Source organism: Streptosporangium pseudovulgare (genome assembly GCF_014648055.1).
GTDB lineage: Bacteria > Actinomycetota > Actinomycetes > Streptosporangiales > Streptosporangiaceae > Streptosporangium > Streptosporangium pseudovulgare.
The window spans coordinates 207,084-222,049 of sequence record NZ_BMQJ01000002.1 but is presented as its reverse complement, the minus strand read 5'-3'; the positions used below and the strand labels follow the sequence as shown (position 1 = coordinate 222,049).

The 14,966-nt window shown below is 72.5% G+C and carries 16 protein-coding genes; 10 read left to right on the top strand and 6 right to left on the bottom strand.

Going from position 1 to position 14,966, the window contains the following annotated elements; translation table 11 throughout:
* The first annotated feature begins 286 nt into the window (after nt 1-286).
* Nucleotides 287-1,663 (top strand): GH1 family beta-glucosidase, encoded by a 1,377-nt coding sequence (locus IEZ10_RS04870; RefSeq protein ID WP_189245254.1) that lies wholly within the window; start codon nt 287-289, stop codon nt 1,661-1,663.
* Nucleotides 1,664-1,760: 97 nt separating this feature from the next.
* Here the strand turns inward: IEZ10_RS04870 and IEZ10_RS04865 are convergent, their stop codons facing one another.
* A complete protein-coding gene (locus IEZ10_RS04865) occupies nt 1,761-2,282 on the bottom strand; it encodes an AAA family ATPase (protein ID WP_189245253.1) in 522 nt (173 codons plus the stop codon).
* 73 nt (nt 2,283-2,355) lie between these two features.
* Between IEZ10_RS04865 and IEZ10_RS04860 the strand changes: the two genes are divergently transcribed.
* From IEZ10_RS04860 to IEZ10_RS04850, 3 genes are all read left to right on the top strand, one after another.
* The gene (locus tag IEZ10_RS04860; RefSeq protein WP_189245252.1) at nt 2,356-3,540 is read left to right on the top strand and encodes a pyridoxal phosphate-dependent aminotransferase; all 1,185 of its coding nucleotides are present in this window, start codon (nt 2,356-2,358) and stop codon (nt 3,538-3,540) included.
* Nucleotides 3,541-3,677: 137 nt separating this feature from the next.
* Nucleotides 3,678-3,806, top strand: coding sequence for a hypothetical protein (locus IEZ10_RS39775; protein ID WP_268246277.1), 129 nt, complete (start codon nt 3,678-3,680; stop codon nt 3,804-3,806).
* Nucleotides 3,803-4,180 carry a type II toxin-antitoxin system death-on-curing family toxin gene (locus IEZ10_RS04850; protein ID WP_189245251.1) on the top strand — a complete coding sequence of 126 codons (378 nt, stop codon included), beginning with the start codon at nt 3,803-3,805 and terminating at the stop codon, nt 4,178-4,180. Before IEZ10_RS39775 ends, IEZ10_RS04850 begins: the two co-directional genes overlap by 4 nt.
* Before the next feature lie 18 nt (nt 4,181-4,198).
* Here the strand turns inward: IEZ10_RS04850 and IEZ10_RS04845 are convergent, their stop codons facing one another.
* Nucleotides 4,199-5,143 carry a LysR substrate-binding domain-containing protein gene (locus IEZ10_RS04845; RefSeq protein ID WP_189245250.1) on the bottom strand — a complete coding sequence of 315 codons (945 nt, stop codon included), beginning with the start codon at nt 5,141-5,143 and terminating at the stop codon, nt 4,199-4,201.
* A 97-nt stretch (nt 5,144-5,240) separates the two neighbouring features.
* Here IEZ10_RS04845 and IEZ10_RS04840 point away from each other — a divergent pair, with 97 nt between their 5' ends.
* Both IEZ10_RS04840 and ahpD read left to right on the top strand, forming a co-directional pair.
* Nucleotides 5,241-5,795 (top strand): peroxiredoxin, encoded by a 555-nt coding sequence (locus tag IEZ10_RS04840; protein ID WP_189245249.1) that lies wholly within the window; start codon nt 5,241-5,243, stop codon nt 5,793-5,795.
* Nucleotides 5,795-6,331, top strand: coding sequence for an alkylhydroperoxidase, AhpD family (gene ahpD, locus IEZ10_RS04835; RefSeq protein ID WP_189245248.1), 537 nt, complete (start codon nt 5,795-5,797; stop codon nt 6,329-6,331). The genes IEZ10_RS04840 and ahpD overlap by 1 nt, the downstream gene beginning before the upstream one ends.
* 112 nt (nt 6,332-6,443) lie before the next feature.
* Here the strand turns inward: ahpD and IEZ10_RS04830 are convergent, their stop codons facing one another.
* Entirely contained in the window at nt 6,444-8,024 is a 1,581-nt protein-coding gene (locus IEZ10_RS04830) for an MDR family MFS transporter (protein ID WP_189245247.1), read from the bottom strand.
* Nucleotides 8,025-8,104: 80 nt separating this feature from the next.
* On the opposite strand from IEZ10_RS04830, the gene IEZ10_RS04825 reads away from it, so the two are divergent.
* Nucleotides 8,105-8,665, top strand: a complete 561-nt coding sequence (locus tag IEZ10_RS04825) for a TetR/AcrR family transcriptional regulator (RefSeq protein WP_189245246.1) — start codon at nt 8,105-8,107, stop codon at nt 8,663-8,665.
* A gap of 115 nt (nt 8,666-8,780) precedes the next feature.
* Here IEZ10_RS04825 and IEZ10_RS04820 read toward each other — a convergent pair whose 3' ends face one another.
* Nucleotides 8,781-9,689, bottom strand: coding sequence for a cation diffusion facilitator family transporter (locus tag IEZ10_RS04820; protein ID WP_189245245.1), 909 nt, complete (start codon nt 9,687-9,689; stop codon nt 8,781-8,783).
* A 182-nt stretch (nt 9,690-9,871) separates the two neighbouring features.
* The gene (locus IEZ10_RS04815) at nt 9,872-10,855 is read right to left on the bottom strand and encodes a glucosyl-3-phosphoglycerate synthase (protein ID WP_189245689.1); all 984 of its coding nucleotides are present in this window, start codon (nt 10,853-10,855) and stop codon (nt 9,872-9,874) included.
* A 576-nt stretch (nt 10,856-11,431) separates the two neighbouring features.
* Here IEZ10_RS04815 and bar point away from each other — a divergent pair.
* Complete coding sequence (gene bar / locus IEZ10_RS04810; RefSeq protein ID WP_189245244.1) at nt 11,432-12,523, top strand: barbiturase; 1,092 nt, start codon at nt 11,432-11,434, stop codon at nt 12,521-12,523.
* Nucleotides 12,524-12,596: 73 nt separating this feature from the next.
* Here bar and IEZ10_RS04805 read toward each other — a convergent pair whose 3' ends face one another.
* A complete protein-coding gene (locus IEZ10_RS04805) occupies nt 12,597-13,475 on the bottom strand; it encodes a helix-turn-helix transcriptional regulator (protein ID WP_189245243.1) in 879 nt (292 codons plus the stop codon).
* A 359-nt stretch (nt 13,476-13,834) separates the two neighbouring features.
* Between IEZ10_RS04805 and IEZ10_RS04800 the strand changes: the two genes are divergently transcribed.
* Together IEZ10_RS04800 and IEZ10_RS04795 are read left to right on the top strand one after the other, a co-directional pair.
* Nucleotides 13,835-14,125, top strand: a complete 291-nt coding sequence (locus IEZ10_RS04800; RefSeq protein WP_189245242.1) for a hypothetical protein — start codon at nt 13,835-13,837, stop codon at nt 14,123-14,125.
* Between the two features lie 171 nt (nt 14,126-14,296).
* Nucleotides 14,297-14,896 (top strand): SseB family protein, encoded by a 600-nt coding sequence (locus IEZ10_RS04795; protein ID WP_189245241.1) that lies wholly within the window; start codon nt 14,297-14,299, stop codon nt 14,894-14,896.
* Nucleotides 14,897-14,966 lie beyond the last annotated feature (70 nt).

Genomic DNA, 14,966 nt, shown 5'->3' with positions numbered 1-14,966 from the left:
CCGCTGCTCACCAGGGGTACGGAAGGCCGATCAGGAATGGTTCACCGGGTTGACACGGAGGCGTTTCCCATATGAAATCCGACGAGTCGCTCGTTTTCCCGGCGGGCGGGCCCGCGTTCCCCGGAACGCCCCGTCCGCCGGGGACGGCCGCGTCCCCTCCCCGAGGGGCCGCGGGCCCCGTCGCCGGGCGAGCCGGGATGAGCCGGGGGAGCCGGGGGCGGTCAGGGCCGTCGGCTCCCCTCCTCTTCCGACCCTTTCCGCGACCGGCCTTCCAGGGGGTTCTCCGATGACGGCGACCGAAGAGCGCGCCCCGGTGGCCGGGGGCTTCCCGGCCGGGTTCGTCTGGGGCGTGGCCACCTCGGCCTACCAGATCGAGGGGGCCGTCGACGCCGACGGCCGGGGCCCGTCGATCTGGGACGCCTTCTGCCGGGTGCCCGGCGCGACGGCGGCGGGGGAGTCGGGCGACCCCGCCTGCGACCACTACCGCCGCTGGCCCGAGGACGTGGAGCTCCTCGCCGGTCTCGGCGTCGGCGCCTACCGGCTGTCGGTGGCCTGGCCGAGGATCCTCCCCGAGGGCGGCGGCCGTCCCGAACGGCGCGGCCTCGACTTCTACCGTCGCCTCGTCGACGCGCTCCGCGAGCGCGGCGTCACGCCGTTCGTCACCCTCTACCACTGGGACCTGCCCCAGGCGCTGGAGGAGCGGGGCGGCTGGCGGGTCCGCGACACCGCCGAGCGGTTCGCCGACTACGCCGCCGTCGTGCACGAGGCCCTGGAGGGCGTGCCGTACTGGACCACGCTGAACGAGCCCTACTGCTCCGCCGTCACCGGATACGCCGAGGGCCGCCACGCGCCCGGCGCCCGCGAGGGACACGGCGCGCTGGCGGCGGCGCACCACCTGCTGGTCGGGCACGGCCTGGCGGTCGCCCGGCTGCGGGAGCGGGCCCGCCCGGGGGAGCGGATCGGCGTCACGCTCAACATGTCGCCCGCCGTGCCGGCGAGCCCGTCGGCCGAGGACGCGGCCGCCGCCCGCCGGATGGACCTGATGGTCAACCGGCAGTTCACCGAGCCGCTGCTCGGCGGCGCCTACCCCGGGGACATGGCCGAGGTCTACGGGGAGATCAGCGACTTCTCCTTCCGCCACGACGGCGACCTCGCGGTGATCTCGGAGCCGCTGGACTTCCTCGGGGTCAACTACTACTACCCGATCCACGCCGCCGCCGCGCCGTACGCCCAGCCCGACCCGGCGCTGCGCTCGGCCTTCGACATCGGCGTCCGCACGGTCGCACCGGACGGTCCGCCGGTCACCGGGCTGGGCTGGCGGATCGAGCCGGACGGCCTGCGCGACACCCTCACCGGCCTCGCCGCCCGCTTCCCCCGCCTGCCACCGGTCTTCGTCACCGAGAACGGCTACGGCGACGACGGCGGCCTCGACGACACCGGCCGCGTCGCCTACCTCTCCGCGCACCTGGCCGCCACCCGCGCCGCCCTCGACGACGGGGTGGACGTGCGCGGCTACTTCTGCTGGTCGCTGCTGGACAACTTCGAATGGGCCCGGGGATACGCCGCCCGGTTCGGCCTGGTGCACGTCGACTACGCCACCCAGGCCCGCACGCCCAAGGCCAGCTACCGCTGGTACCGCGACGTCATCGCCGGCCGGGCCTGACCCTCCCGGGTCCGGGCGGGGTCCGCGTCCGGGCGGGACCGCCCGCGGGGTTCCGGCCCCGGGCGGGAGCCGCGCGCCCGGGGCCGGCCGGCGCCGGTCACCTGTATCCCGCGGCGGAGGCGACCAGGCGGGCCACCCGCTCCGGCGCGACCCCGGTCGTGTCGACGACCTCCGCCGCCCGCCGCAGCCAGGGCAGGGCGTCGCGGTAGCGGGGGAGGTGGTCCAGGCGCCACTGCCGGGCCCCGGTCTCCACGGTGTCGGTCTCGATCCGGTGGATGAGCGTGTCCTCGTCGGTGTGGAGCAGGAAGTGGCGGACGGGGACGCCGGCCTTCCCCAGGCCATCGCGGATCTCCGCCCAGTACCCCTTGACCAGGACCGTCTGCGGGGCGACGAGCACCCCGCCGACGTGGTCGAGCAGCCGGACGGCGGTCTCCACGACCAGGTCGCGCCAGGCGGGCCACTGCTGGAAGTCCGGCACCTCGGGCAGGACCTTCAGGTAGCGGAGCATGAAGCCGACCACTTCGGGGTCGAAGAGCCGCGCGTCCGGGACGAGCTTGACGAGCTCCCCGGCGGTGGTCGTCTTACCCGCGCCGAAGGTGCCGTTCAGCCAGATGATCATGCGGTGAAAAGTACCGGAGGCGGGGCCCGGTTCGCGCTCGATCGGCGGATCCGGGGCCGGTTACCCTGGGCGGGTGAACGATCCCCTGGTGGCGCGGATGCGCGGGTTCGGCACGACGATCTTCGCGGAGATGTCGGCGCTGGCCGTACGGACCGGTTCGATCAACCTCGGGCAGGGCTTCCCCGACACCGACGGCCCGGCGGCGATGCTGGAGCGGGCGGCGTCGGCGGTCCGGGAGGGGCACAACCAGTACCCGCCCGGTCCGGGCGTCCCCGAGCTGCGCCAGGCCGTCTCCGAGCACCGCAAGGAGCACTACGGCCTCGCCTACGACCCCGACGGGGAGATCCTGGTGACCGTCGGGGCCACCGAGGCGGTCGCCGCGTCGGTCCTGGCGCTGTGCGAGCCCGGCGACGAGGTGATCGCCTTCGAGCCGTACTACGACTCCTACGCCGCCGCGATCGCCCTGGCCGGGGCCGTGCTGAGGCCGGTCACCCTGCGCCCGGACGGCGGCCGCTTCACCTTCGACCCGGCCGAGCTGCGCGCCGCGGTGAGCCCCCGGACCCGGGCGATCCTGGTCAACTCCCCGCACAACCCGACCGGCACGGTCCTCACCCGCGCGGAACTGGAGGAAATCGCCGATCTGTGCCGGGAGCGCGACCTGGTCGCCGTCACCGACGAGGTCTACGAGCACCTCACCTTCGACGGCGTCGAGCACGTCCCCCTCGCCACCTTCCCCGGCATGCGCGAGCGCACCGTGACGATCTCCTCGGCGGGCAAGACCTTCTCGGTGACCGGCTGGAAGACCGGCTGGGTGTGCGCGCCGCCGGAGCTGGTCCGGGCCGTGCAGACCGTCAAGCAGTTCCTCACCTTCACCGCCGCCGCCCCCTGGCAGCTCGCCGTGGCCCACGGCCTGCGCCACGAGATGGAGTGGGTCGCCGCGCTGCGCGACGGCCTTCAGGCCAAGCGCGACCGGCTGGGCGCCGGGCTCGCCGCGGCCGGGTTCGACGTCTACCGCCCGGCCGGGACCTACTTCGTCCAGGCCGACATCCGGCCGCTCGGCCTCGCCGACGGTCTGGCCCTCACCCGCGACCTGCCGTCGCTGGCGGGCGTGGTGGCCATCCCCACCCAGGTCTTCTACGCCCGCCCGGAACGGGGCGCCCACTTCGTCCGCTTCGCCTTCTGTAAGAAGGACGAGGTCATCGACGAGGCCGTCCACCGCCTGACCCGCCTCGGTAAAACCGAAGGCGACGCCGAGTAATCACGACTATGCTTTCCGTGCCTGGTATCGCTTTGATACCAGGCACGTTCTACGATGGGAGCATGGCTATGACCTTGCGACTCTCGGACGACCAGGCTGAAGCTCTCCGGCGGCGAGCGGACAAGGAGGGGCGGAGCATGCAGCAGGTGGCATTGCACGCAATCGAGGAGTACCTCGCGCGGGCGGCCGATGACGACCTCACCGACGAAATCGCCGAGCGGGGGGCTCGCCGCTTCGCGGACCTATTGCGCAGGCTCGGAGAATGACGGTCTTCATCACCCTGGAGCAAGGGCTGCGGATCGCGCGCCGGTCAGTCGGGGGGCCGATCCAGGTCCGTGATATCGGTCTTCTTGAAGCGGCGTTGCTTCGTCCGCAGACCTCCCTGTTCGGTCAGGACGCGTATCCCGATCTGTTCTCCAAAGCGGCGGCGTTGCTCCACTCGATCGTCACCAATCATCCGTTCGTCGACGGGAACAAGCGCGCGGCATGGCTCACCATGTATGCCTTCTGTGCCAAGAACGGCATCGAGGTTGACCCGGAGGACGACGACGCCGCCTATGATTTCGTGATCGAGGTCGCCTCAGGCAAGCTCACCGAGATCAATGAGATCGCCGAGGTGATCCGGGGCTTCGTGAGGTAGCTCGCTCGGCCGGGGCGGTCAGGGGACGATCCGGATCGGCAGGCGTCTGGCGCGCAGGGCCGTGCGGATGGCGGTGGCGATCTGGGCGTACTCGGCGGTGCGGGCGGAGCTGGCGCGGTAGGCCAGGCCGATGGTGCGGCCTGGGACCGGGTCGCGGAAGCGGCGCAGCGCCGGCCGCGAGCGCCTGCCCGTCTCCACCGGGACCGCCGACTCCGGCAGCAGGGTCACCCCGAGCCCGCCCGTCACGAGCTGCACCAGCGTCGGCAGGCTGGTCGCGTACGTCGTGGCGGTGGCGCGGGCGCCGACCTCGCGGCAGACGTCGATGGCCTGCTCACGCAGGCAGTGGCCCTGGTTGAGCAGCACGATGTCCAGCCCCTTGAGCGTCTCGCGGTCCACCGGCCCCGACCCGGCGGCCAGGGGGTGGTCCGCGGGTACGGCGAGCAGGAAGTCCTCCTCGTAGAGGGGCTCCTCGACCAGCCCCGTGGCGTCGGTCGGCAGCGCGAGCAGCACCATGTCGAGGCGGCCCTCGCGCACCTCCTCCAGGATGGTCTCGGTCTTGGCCTCGTGCACGGTCAGCTTGAGCCGGGGGAACTCGCGGGCGAACATCGGCAGCAGCACGGGCAGCACGTACGGCGCGACCGTGGGGATCACCCCGAGGTGTGCCGGGCCGCGGAACGGCTCCCGGGTCTGCGCCACCTCCTCCACCAGGTCCTCCACCGCCGCCATGACCCGCGCGGCGTGCTCGGCCACCCGCTCGCCGGCCGGGGTCAGCAGCACCTTCCTGGTGGTGCGCTCCAGCAGCCGGGCCTGCAAAGTCTCCTCCAGGGCCGAGACGGCTCCCGACAAAGCGGGCTGGCTCATCCGGAGCGACGCGGCCGCCTCCCTGAAGTGCAGATGATCGGCCACGGCGAGGAAGGCGCGCAGCTGGGCCAGGGTGGGGACGGGATCACTGATAGGAAACACCTCTCGGATTGGTCCGGTCGTTCGATTTCACGGATCAATGCTAGATGCGGCAGGGTAGGGCACCGACAACGAAGTCCTCTTCAAAGGAGATCCGGACTTGCTCACCATCGGTGACCACTTCCCTGAGTTCGAGCTGACCGCGTGCGTCTCCCTGGACGCCGACAACGCGTTCGCCGACATCACCCACAAGTCCTACGAGGGCAAGTGGAAGGTCTACTTCGCGTGGCCGAAGGACTTCACCTTCGTCTGCCCGACCGAGATCGCCGAGTTCGGCCGCCTCGAGGGTGAGTTCGCCGACCGGGACGCCCAGGTGCTGGGCTTCTCCGTCGACTCCGAGTACGTCCACCACGCCTGGCGCAAGGACCACCCGGACCTGCGTGAGCTGCCCTTCCCGATGATGTCCGACATCAAGCGGGAGCTGTCCGAGGCCCTGGGCATCCTGGGCGAGGACGGCGTCGCCCAGCGCGCCACCTTCATCGTGGACCCGAACAACGAGATCCAGTTCGTCATGGTGACCGCCGGTTCGGTCGGCCGCAACGTCAAGGAGGTCCTGCGGGTCCTCGACGCGCTGCAGTCGGACGAGCTGTGCCCCTGCAACTGGAACAAGGGCGACGCCGGTCTGGACGCCCAGAAGCTGATGGCCGGCGCCTGATGCCGGTCGACAGCCTGAAGGACGCTCTGCCGGCCTACGCCAAGGACGTCAAGCTCAACCTCGGGTCGCTGGTCACCACCTCCTCGCTGACCGAGCAGCAGCTCTGGGGGACGCTGCTCGCCTGCGCGGTGGCCACCAGGTCCCAGCGGGTGATCGCCGAGATCGCCTCCGAGGCGGCCGACACCCTGTCGGCCGAGGCGTTCACCGCCGCCAAGGGCGCCGCCTCGATCATGGCGATGAACAACGTCTACTACCGGTCGATGCACCTGATCGGTGACGAGACGTACGCCACCATGCCGGCCAAGCTCCGGATGACGATCATCGGCAACCCCGGCGTCGAGAAGGTCGACTTCGAGCTGTGGTCGCTCGCGGTCTCCGCGATCGGCGGCTGCGGCCGGTGCCTGGAGTCGCACGAGCAGGTGCTGCGCCAGGCCGGCATGCCCCGCGAGCAGATCCAGGAGGCCGTCCGGATCGCCGCGGTGGTCAACGCCGTCGCCGCGACGCTGGAGGCCGAGGCGGCCCTGGCCGCCGTCTGAGGTTCTCCTCCCGCACGGAGAACGGGCGGGCGTCCTTTGGAAGGACGCCCGCCCGTTCGCGTTCCGGGAGGGTTCCGGAGAAGCCAGGGAGGCCGGGGAGGCCGGGGGAAGGTCAGTCGACCGTGACCGGGGGAGCCGAGGGGTCGGCGGTCTCGGGGCGGGGGCCCCGGGCCGAGCGCAGCGGCACCTCCTTCAGCATCAGGGCGGTCACCACGGCGACCAGGGCGATCGGCACGCCGACCAGGAAGACCATCTGCATGGCCCGGGTGAAGGCCTCCAGGACGATGTCCAGCACGGGGGCGGGCAGCTTGCGGATGTCGTCGGGCGCGCCGAGGCTGGGCGTGCCGCCGCCGGTGAGGCGCAGGTGCGCCTCCCGTGCGAGGGAGACGATCTCGGAGCTGAGCCGGTTCGTCAGGATGGCGCCGAAGGCCGCCACGCCGACCGCGCCGCCGAGGGAACGGAAGAACGTCACGCCCGAGGTGGTGGAGGCCATGTCGCGGCGGTCGACGGAGTTCTGCGCGGCGAGGATCAGGATCTGCATCGTGGCGCCCAGGCCGATGCCGAGCACCGCCACGTCGAGGCCGACGACCACCAGCGAGCTGTCCACGTGCAGACGGGAGAGAAGGAACAGGCCGGCCGCGACCAGCACCATGCCGAGCACCGGGAAGATCTTCCACCTGCCGGTCCGGCTGACGATCCGGCCGGTCGAGATCGAGGCGGTCAGCAGGCCGAGCACCATGGGCAGGGTCATCAGGCCCGAGCCGGTGGGGCTCATGCCCTTGACGATCTGCAGGTACTGCGGCAGGAACATCAGCGCGCCGAACATGGCGGCGCCGACCAGCAGGGAGGTGACGCTGGTGAGCACGAAGGTGTGGTTGCGGAACAGGTGCGGCGGCAGGATCGGGTCGGCGGCCCGGCGCTCGGCGAAGACGGCGATCACGAACATGACCACGCTGAGCCCGCCCAGGGCGTAGGTCCAGCCGGAGTTCCAGGCGAACTCCTTGCCGCCGAGGGACAGCAGCAGCATCAGCGCGGTGGTGCCGCCGGTGATGAAGGTGGCGCCCCACCAGTCGACCTTGGTGTCGCGGCGGACGAACGGCAGCTTGAGCACCTTCTGGATGACGACGAACGCCACCACGGCCAGCGGCACGCAGATCCAGAACGTCCAGCGCCAGGACATGTTGTCGACGATGAAGCCGCCGAGCAGCGGCCCGGCCACGGTGGAGACGCCGAAGACGGCGCCGATGTAGCCGGAGTAGCGGCCCCGCTCGCGGGGCTCCACCACGTCGCCGAGGATGATCTGCGGCAGTGCGGCCAGGCCGCCGGCGCCGATACCCTGTACGGCGCGGGCCGCGATGAGCTGTCCCATGTTCTGGGAGAAGCCCGCGGCCACCGAGGAGAACAGGAAGACCAGCAGGGCGGCCTGGAACATGAACTTGCGCCCGTACAGGTCGGACAGCTTTCCCCACAGCGGGGTGGAGGCCGTCATGGTCAGCAGGGTCGCGCTGGCGACCCAGGAGAGCTGCTCCTGACCGCCGAGCTTGCCGACGATGGTCGGCAGCGCGGTTCCCACCACGGAGGTCGAGATCATCGACGTCAGCATGGCGAGCATCAGCCCGACCAGGATCTCCAGCACCTGTTTGTGCGTGAAATGCGGTGCGGTCTCGGCCTGGACCTTTTGTCCAGTCAGCATGAAGCAGCCCCCAATGTATGTACGATACATATGAAGTTAGTAGACGCTTGTTTACTGGTCAAATCCGGAAGGACCCTGAGGTGGACGAGACACGGCAGCGAGACCGGGAGGGCACCCGGCGGCGCATCCTCGACGCCGCCCGCCGGCTGTTCACCGAACTGGGCTACGACCAGGTGACGATGCGGCTGATCGCCGCCGAGGCCGATGCCAACATCGCGCTGATCAACCGCTACTTCGGCAGCAAGCGGGAGCTGTTCGCCGAGGTGCTGGCCGTACAGGGGCGCTTTCCCGGCGTGCTGGAGGTCCCGTCCGAGGACCTGCCCCGCCGCCTGGCGGAGTACGTCGCCGACCGGCTCAGGTCGGACCAGGGCAGCCTGATCATGTCGGCGCTCGTCAGGTCGTCGGGCTGCGCCGAGACCCACGAGATCATCCGCGACCGGGTCAGGTCGGCGATCCTGGAGCCGCTGGCCGCGCGCCTGCCCGGCGGCGACGCGGCCTTCCGGGCGACCGTCGCCACCGCGATGATCACCGGGGTGAGCATGCTGAGCCAGCTCTACGGCAAGGGCGAACTGGAGGCGCCGGACCGGGAGGCCGTGGTCGGGCGGCTCACCGCCGTCTTCCAGGCGTGCCTGGCGCCCTGACCCCGGCCCGCCGGTCCGCTACGGCCTGCCCCGGTTCGCTGCGCCCGGTCCCGGCCCACCGGTCCGTTGCGGCCTGCCCCGGTTCGCTACGGCTCGGTCCCGGCTTGCCGGTCCGTTACGGCCTGGCCCCGGCGATCCGGCAGGCCGTGCCGGGGACGTGGTCGACCTGCAGCGTGGTGTGCTCGATCTGGAAGCGCTCGTGCAGCAGGTCGGCGAGCTCGCGCCGGACCCGGTGGCAGTCTCCGCCGGGCCGTACCGACACGTGGGCCGACAGTGCGGGGAAGCCGCTGGTCACCGTCCACACGTGCAGGTCCTCCACCCCCGTGACGTCGGGGTGGTCGCAGATCGCGGCGCCGACCTCGGCCGGGGGCGCGCCCGAAGGCGCGGCCTCGAACAGCACGCGGCCGGCCTCGCGCAGCAGGCCGTAGGCGGCCTTGGCCATCAGCGCCGCCACCACCAGGGCGGCGACCGCGTCGGCCCGGCCCCACCCGGTGACCCAGACGACGACGCCCGCCACCACCGTCGCGATGAAGGCGTACATGTCGTTGAGGATGTGCTGGAAGGCGCCCTCGACGTTGAGGCTGGTCCGGTCGGCCCGGGAGATGAGCCAGGAGGCCACGGCGTTGACCGCGATCCCGGTCAGGGCCGTGCCGACGACCAGGGGGGCCGCGACCTTCGGCGGCTCGATGAGCCGCTGCACCGCCTCGTAGACGAAGTAGGCGACGAGCAGCACGAACGTCAGCCCGTTGGCCGCCGCCGACAGGATCTCCGCGCGCTTCCAGCCGAAGGTGTAGGCGCCGCTGGCCGGGCGGGCGGCCAGGCGCATCGCGAACAGGGCGAGCGCGATGGAGGCGGCGTCGGTGAGCATGTGCCCGGCGTCGGAGATCAGCGCGATGGAGTTGGCGACGACGCCCACGACGACCTCGACCGCCATGAAGACGACCAGCAGTGCCAGCGCCGCCGTAAGCAGGCGGCGGTCCGTGCCCGCACCGTGCGCGTGCCCGTGGCCGTGTCCGTGACCCATTCCGCGTCCCGTCTCGTCAACACTTGAACAGTTGCTCAGATATTACGAAATCATGCCGGGCCGGACAAGGACCGGGCCGCCGACGGGCGGAGGCGGCGTCCGGCGCGCTTCCCGCCCCGCGTCCGGTGCCGCCCCCGCCCCGGCTCCGGACGCGCTTCCCGCCCCGGCTCCGTGCGCCGCCCTCACTCCGGCTCCGGGTCCGGGTGGAGGCCCTCGACGTACTCGGGCACGGTGATCAGCGGCGGACGCTCGTGCACGCTCACGTCGCTCACCCGCGGCCGCCGGTCGTCGCCCGACGTGGGGAACTGCAGGATCTCGTGGTACGGCACGGCGGAGGCGGGCACGCGCCCCTGGCGTTCCAGCCGCGTCCAGGCGGTGAGCATGATGTGCGCGGCCATCTGCCCGAGCGCGTCGAGCGTCTGGTGGGAGTGGGCCCGCACGCCGAGATCGACCTGCGCGAGGGCGTCCAGCCCCACCAGGCCGAGCAGGTCGATGAGCAGGGCCAGCTCGACGCCGTACCCGGTGACGAAGGGGATCCGTTCCAGCGTGGCGCGGCGGCCCGCGTACTCGCCCGCCAGCGGCTGGCGGAAACCGGCCAGCTCGGGCCAGTGCAGGTTGATCAGCGGCCGGGCGACCAGCTCGGTCACCCTCCCGCCCGCGTGCGGCCGCGAGACCGCGCCCTCGGTGAGCGGCCGGTCGTAGCAACCCTTGACGTAGGCCACCGAGGGGTCCGACAGGAGCGGGCCGAGCAGCCCGGTGACGAAGTGCGAGGAGAAGTCGCGCAGGTCGGCGTCCACGAAGACGACCACGTCGCCGGTCGTGACGGCGAGCGCCTTCCAGAGGGCGTCGCCCTTGCCGGTCATGGCGCCGTACCGGGGCAGTGGGGCGTTCTGGAAGACGACGCGGGCGCCTGCCTCCGCGGCCCTCCGGGCGGTCGCGTCGTGCGAGTGGGAGTCCACCACCACGAGCTCGTCGACCAGCGGAAGGCGCTCCTGCAGGTCACGCCGGATCCGTCCGACGATCTTCCCGACGGTGCTCTCCTCGTTCCGGGCGGGCAGCACGACGCTCACCCGGTGGTCTCCCTTGGCCGCCGTCACCGCCTCGGGGGGCCAGTCGTCCGACAGGCTCGTACGGGCCTCCAGCCAGTGGCCGACCTCAGTGAACATCACCCGTCGCGGGGGTGGGTCCCGGTGTCGTCATCGCTCCTGGCTCCCCTCCGCTGTGTGACTGTCTTACCCGTGTTTGCCCTTGTATGAGGTGTTTAACCCGATATATGGGCGTTTGGGGTGAGAGGGGCGGCTGGGGCGGAGAACCCGGCCGGACCCCGGACGGCTCCGGTGAGCGTCGGTGCGTGTCGGTGAGTTCTGTCGAAGAGCGGTCCCGCCTTGGGCAAGGAGTGCCCATGAGCCGGGCCGTACCGGCCCGTTAGCGTCGCGGTGTGGGGCGGCCGGTCCGGCCGGGGCGAACCCTCGCGGGTCCCGGCCGGGCGATCCCCGCCGCGCCCGGCCGCGCGTGGCGCGCACCGCGGCCGGGCCGCCGGGGGCACCATGGAACCCTCGCCACCGGGTCCCCGCCCCGCCCCGGACGGACGAACGAACAGACGAACAGACGGACGGGCAGGCGGGACGGTGCCCGGTCCGGGCGCCGCCCCCGGAGCGCGGTGGGCGGGACCGCCGGGAGACCGGTGCCGAGCACGGACACGGACACGGACACGGACACGACCCGACGGAAAGGCGGCAGGGATGCCGGAACCCATCGAAGTGCGGAAGGTCGCCATCGAGAGCGTCACCGACGCCTCCGGACTGGCCCGGCTCATCGACGACGGGGTGATCGAGGCGCACCGGGTGCTCGCGGTGATCGGCAAGACCGAGGGCAACGGAGGGGTGAACGACTACACCCGCATCCTGGCCGACCGCGCCTTCCGCGAGGTCCTGGCCGCCAAGGGCCACCCCTCGCCCGAGAGCGTGCCGCTGGTGTGGTCCGGTGGCACCGACGGCGTGCTCAGCCCGCACGCCACCGTCTTCGCCACCACGGCGAACGCCGAGCCGAGCGACGAGCCGCGCCTCAGCGTCGGCATCGCGATGAGCGACGTCATCCTCCCCGAGGACATCGGCCGCCCGGCCATGATCGAGAAGGTCGCCGCCGGCGTGCGGGAGGCGATGAAGACCGCCGGGATCGACGACCCGGCCGACGTCCACTACGTGCAGACCAAGACCCCCCTGCTGACCCTGGCCACCATCGAGGACGCCCGGTCGCGCGGCAAGGAGGTGGTCACCGACGACACCGGCGCGTCGATGGACATCTCCAACTCCACCACCGCGCTCGGCGTGGCGGTCGCGCTCGGCGAGATCGAGACGCCCTCCGCCGACCGGATCCACCGCGACCTGTCGCTGTACTCCTCCGTCGCGTCCTGCTCCTCGGGCGTCGAACTGGATCGCGCGCAGATCGTGGTCGTCGGCAACGTGCGCGGCATCGGCGGCCGCTACCGCGTCGGACACTCCGTCATGCGGGACGCCCTGGACGCCGACGGCATCTGGGCGGCCATCCGCGCGAGCGGCATCGAGCTGCCTGAGCGCCCGCACCCGTCCGACCTGGGCGGCAGGCTGGTCAACGTGTTCATGAAGTGCGAGGCCGACCCGTCGGGCAGGGTACGGGGACGCCGCAACATCATGCTGGATGACTCCGACGTCCACTGGCACCGCCAGATCAAGGCGGCGGTCGGCGGCGTCGCGGCCTCCGTCACCGGCGATCCCGCGGTCTTCGTCTCGGTCGCCGCGGTCCACCAGGGCCCGAGCGGGGGCGGTCCGGTGGCCGCCATCGCCGACCTGGGGTGACTCCGGGACCGGGGACCCGGACCGGGGACCCGGCCCGGCAGCCCCGGCGGTCCTGCGGCCCCGCCCCCGGGGCTCAGCAGCGGACCATCGGCAACAGGGCGCCGGCCGTGTCGCGGCCGGACGCCATGACGTCGCGGCCGAGCATGATCAGGGCCTGCTCCGAAGGGCTGGACGGCTCGGCGTGGACGACGACGAGCTGCTGACCCGGGGCGCTGGTGATGTCGAACACCTCGCAGCTCAGCATCATGTCCCCGGCGACGCGGTGGCGCAGCGGGGTGACCGCGCGGGGAACGTGGGAGACGTCCTGGCGCGCCCACAGCCGGCGGAACTCCGGGCTCCTCCGGGACAGCTCGCCGACCAGCTCGACGAGCCTGGGGTCGTCGAGGTCCGACCCCGCGGCGGTGCGCAGGCGGACCACCTTGGCGTGGGCGACCGCCTCCCAGTCCAGGCCGAACTCCCGGTACAGGCTCCGCGTGGCGGAGTCCAGGAAGACCATGCGCATGAGGTTGCCGGCGTGCTCCCGGTCCGCGAAGAGGGCGGCGGCCAGCCGGTTCTCCGCCAGCACGTCCATGCAGCGGTCGATCACCAGCGCCGGGGTGTACGGCCAGCTGCCGATCAGCCGCAGCACCTCGGGGCTGACCTGCCGTACCTGGCCGTCCCCGTCACCCAGCCTCGGTCCGGGGTGCGCCAGCTCGTGCAGGTAGGCGGCGGCGTCGGGGTCGAGGCGCAGCGCCCGCACCAGGGCGCCGATCACCTGCTCCGACGGGTGGCGTTCCCGTCCCTGTTCCAGGCGGATGTAGTAGTCGGTGCTCATCCCGGCGAACATCGCCACCTCTTCGCGGCGCAGCCCCGGGGTGCGGCGGGGACCGGAGTGCAGAAGTCCCACCTCTACGGGGTTCAAAGCCTCGCGGCGAGCCCGCAGGAACTCGCCGAGGATGTTTTTCCTGCCCATCTCTCCACCAGATCCGGTTTTTCGCCTGCCGGCGCTCCCTACTGGTTCTCTCACGTCAACCAACCGGCCGGACGACCTGTTCCCGCAGGTGGGAGCGACGTTCCTGGGAGCATCGCCCCCACCCTCCGGCCTGGGGGCGATGTTCCTACCCTCCCCGGCGGCGTCCCGCCTAGCTTTACTCATGAGGGGTCGATTCCGCCCGGCGCGGCCGTCTCGAAGGCTCCGCGCCGCGACCGGGAACCGTGTGACGGGCCCCGGCCCCCGGGTCCGGGAGCCGGAGTCGCCGTCCGGGCGACGCCGATCCCGCTCTCACGGGCGTCGCCCGGCGACGCGGTCGATCCGATCGGAGGTGAGCTGTGATGATCGGACTCAGGAACACTCTCGCGGCCGGGACGACGGTGCTCTCCGTCATCGCCGCGCCCACCGCGGCGTCGATCGAGACCGCCGTGGCCGGCACGGTGGCCGGGGCCGTCTCCGCCGGGTACGTCTTCGCCGGCAGCGCCGACGGGGCCGCCAACGGCGGCGGGCCCCGCCATGTGGGGAGGACACTGTCCGAGGCCGCCGTCGTGCACATCCTCGACGGCAGCGCCGACGGGGCGGCCAACGGCAGCAGCAGCCACGGGGCGGTCAACGGCGACAGCGGCCTGTGACCGCCGCGGGCGGAACGGATCCCCGCCCCGCCAGGGCCGCGGGTCCGCGAGCCGGTCACGGCCGCATCGTGCCCGCCCCGTCCCGCGGGGCCGCGGGCGACCGGGGCCGCCGCCCGGCCCGGCGCCGCCCCCCGTCCGGACCGGCCGGGGGCGCCGGTAGGCTCCGGATTCGTGCCGAGCATCCCGCAGCCCCTGGTCCCCGACGACGACGGCGCCGCCGACGCCGCCCTGGCGTCCGCGCTCGCCGCGTTCTCGTCCGGTACGGCCGACGCCGGCGCCGTGGTGGCGTCGCTGTCCGGTGCGCGGCTGCTCGTCCCGGTGGTGGCCCTGCTGACCTCCTCCGAGGTCGGCGAGCACGGGCTGCGCCAGGAGAAGGAGAGCGAGATGGCCCTGCCGAAGCTCGTCGGCAAGGACGGGCGGGAGGCCGTGCCGGCCTTCACCGGGGCCGAGTCGCTCCGCCTCTGGCGCCCGGACGCCCGGCCCATCCAGACCACCGCGCCGCTGATCTGCCAGGCCGCGGTCCACGAGGAGGCCGCGGCGGTGGTGCTCGACGTGGCGGGACCCGTACCGTTCGTGATCGAGGGGGCCGTCCTGCGGGCCCTCGCCGCGGTCGCGTCGGGCGACGTCGGCGGGCTGGGCCCGGAGGCCACCGTGGCACGGATGGCGGACGTCCCCTCCGCCCCCGAGGCGGCCGGGGCCCACGAGCCCGCGCGGGCCGCCGGGACGTCCGGGCGCAGGCGGTTCGGCCTGCCCTGGCGCAGGCGGGCCTGACCTCAGCTTGCCCTCGGTCATGGTCGCCCACGCCGGCCTGCCCTGGCGCAGGCGGGCCTGACCCTCCGGC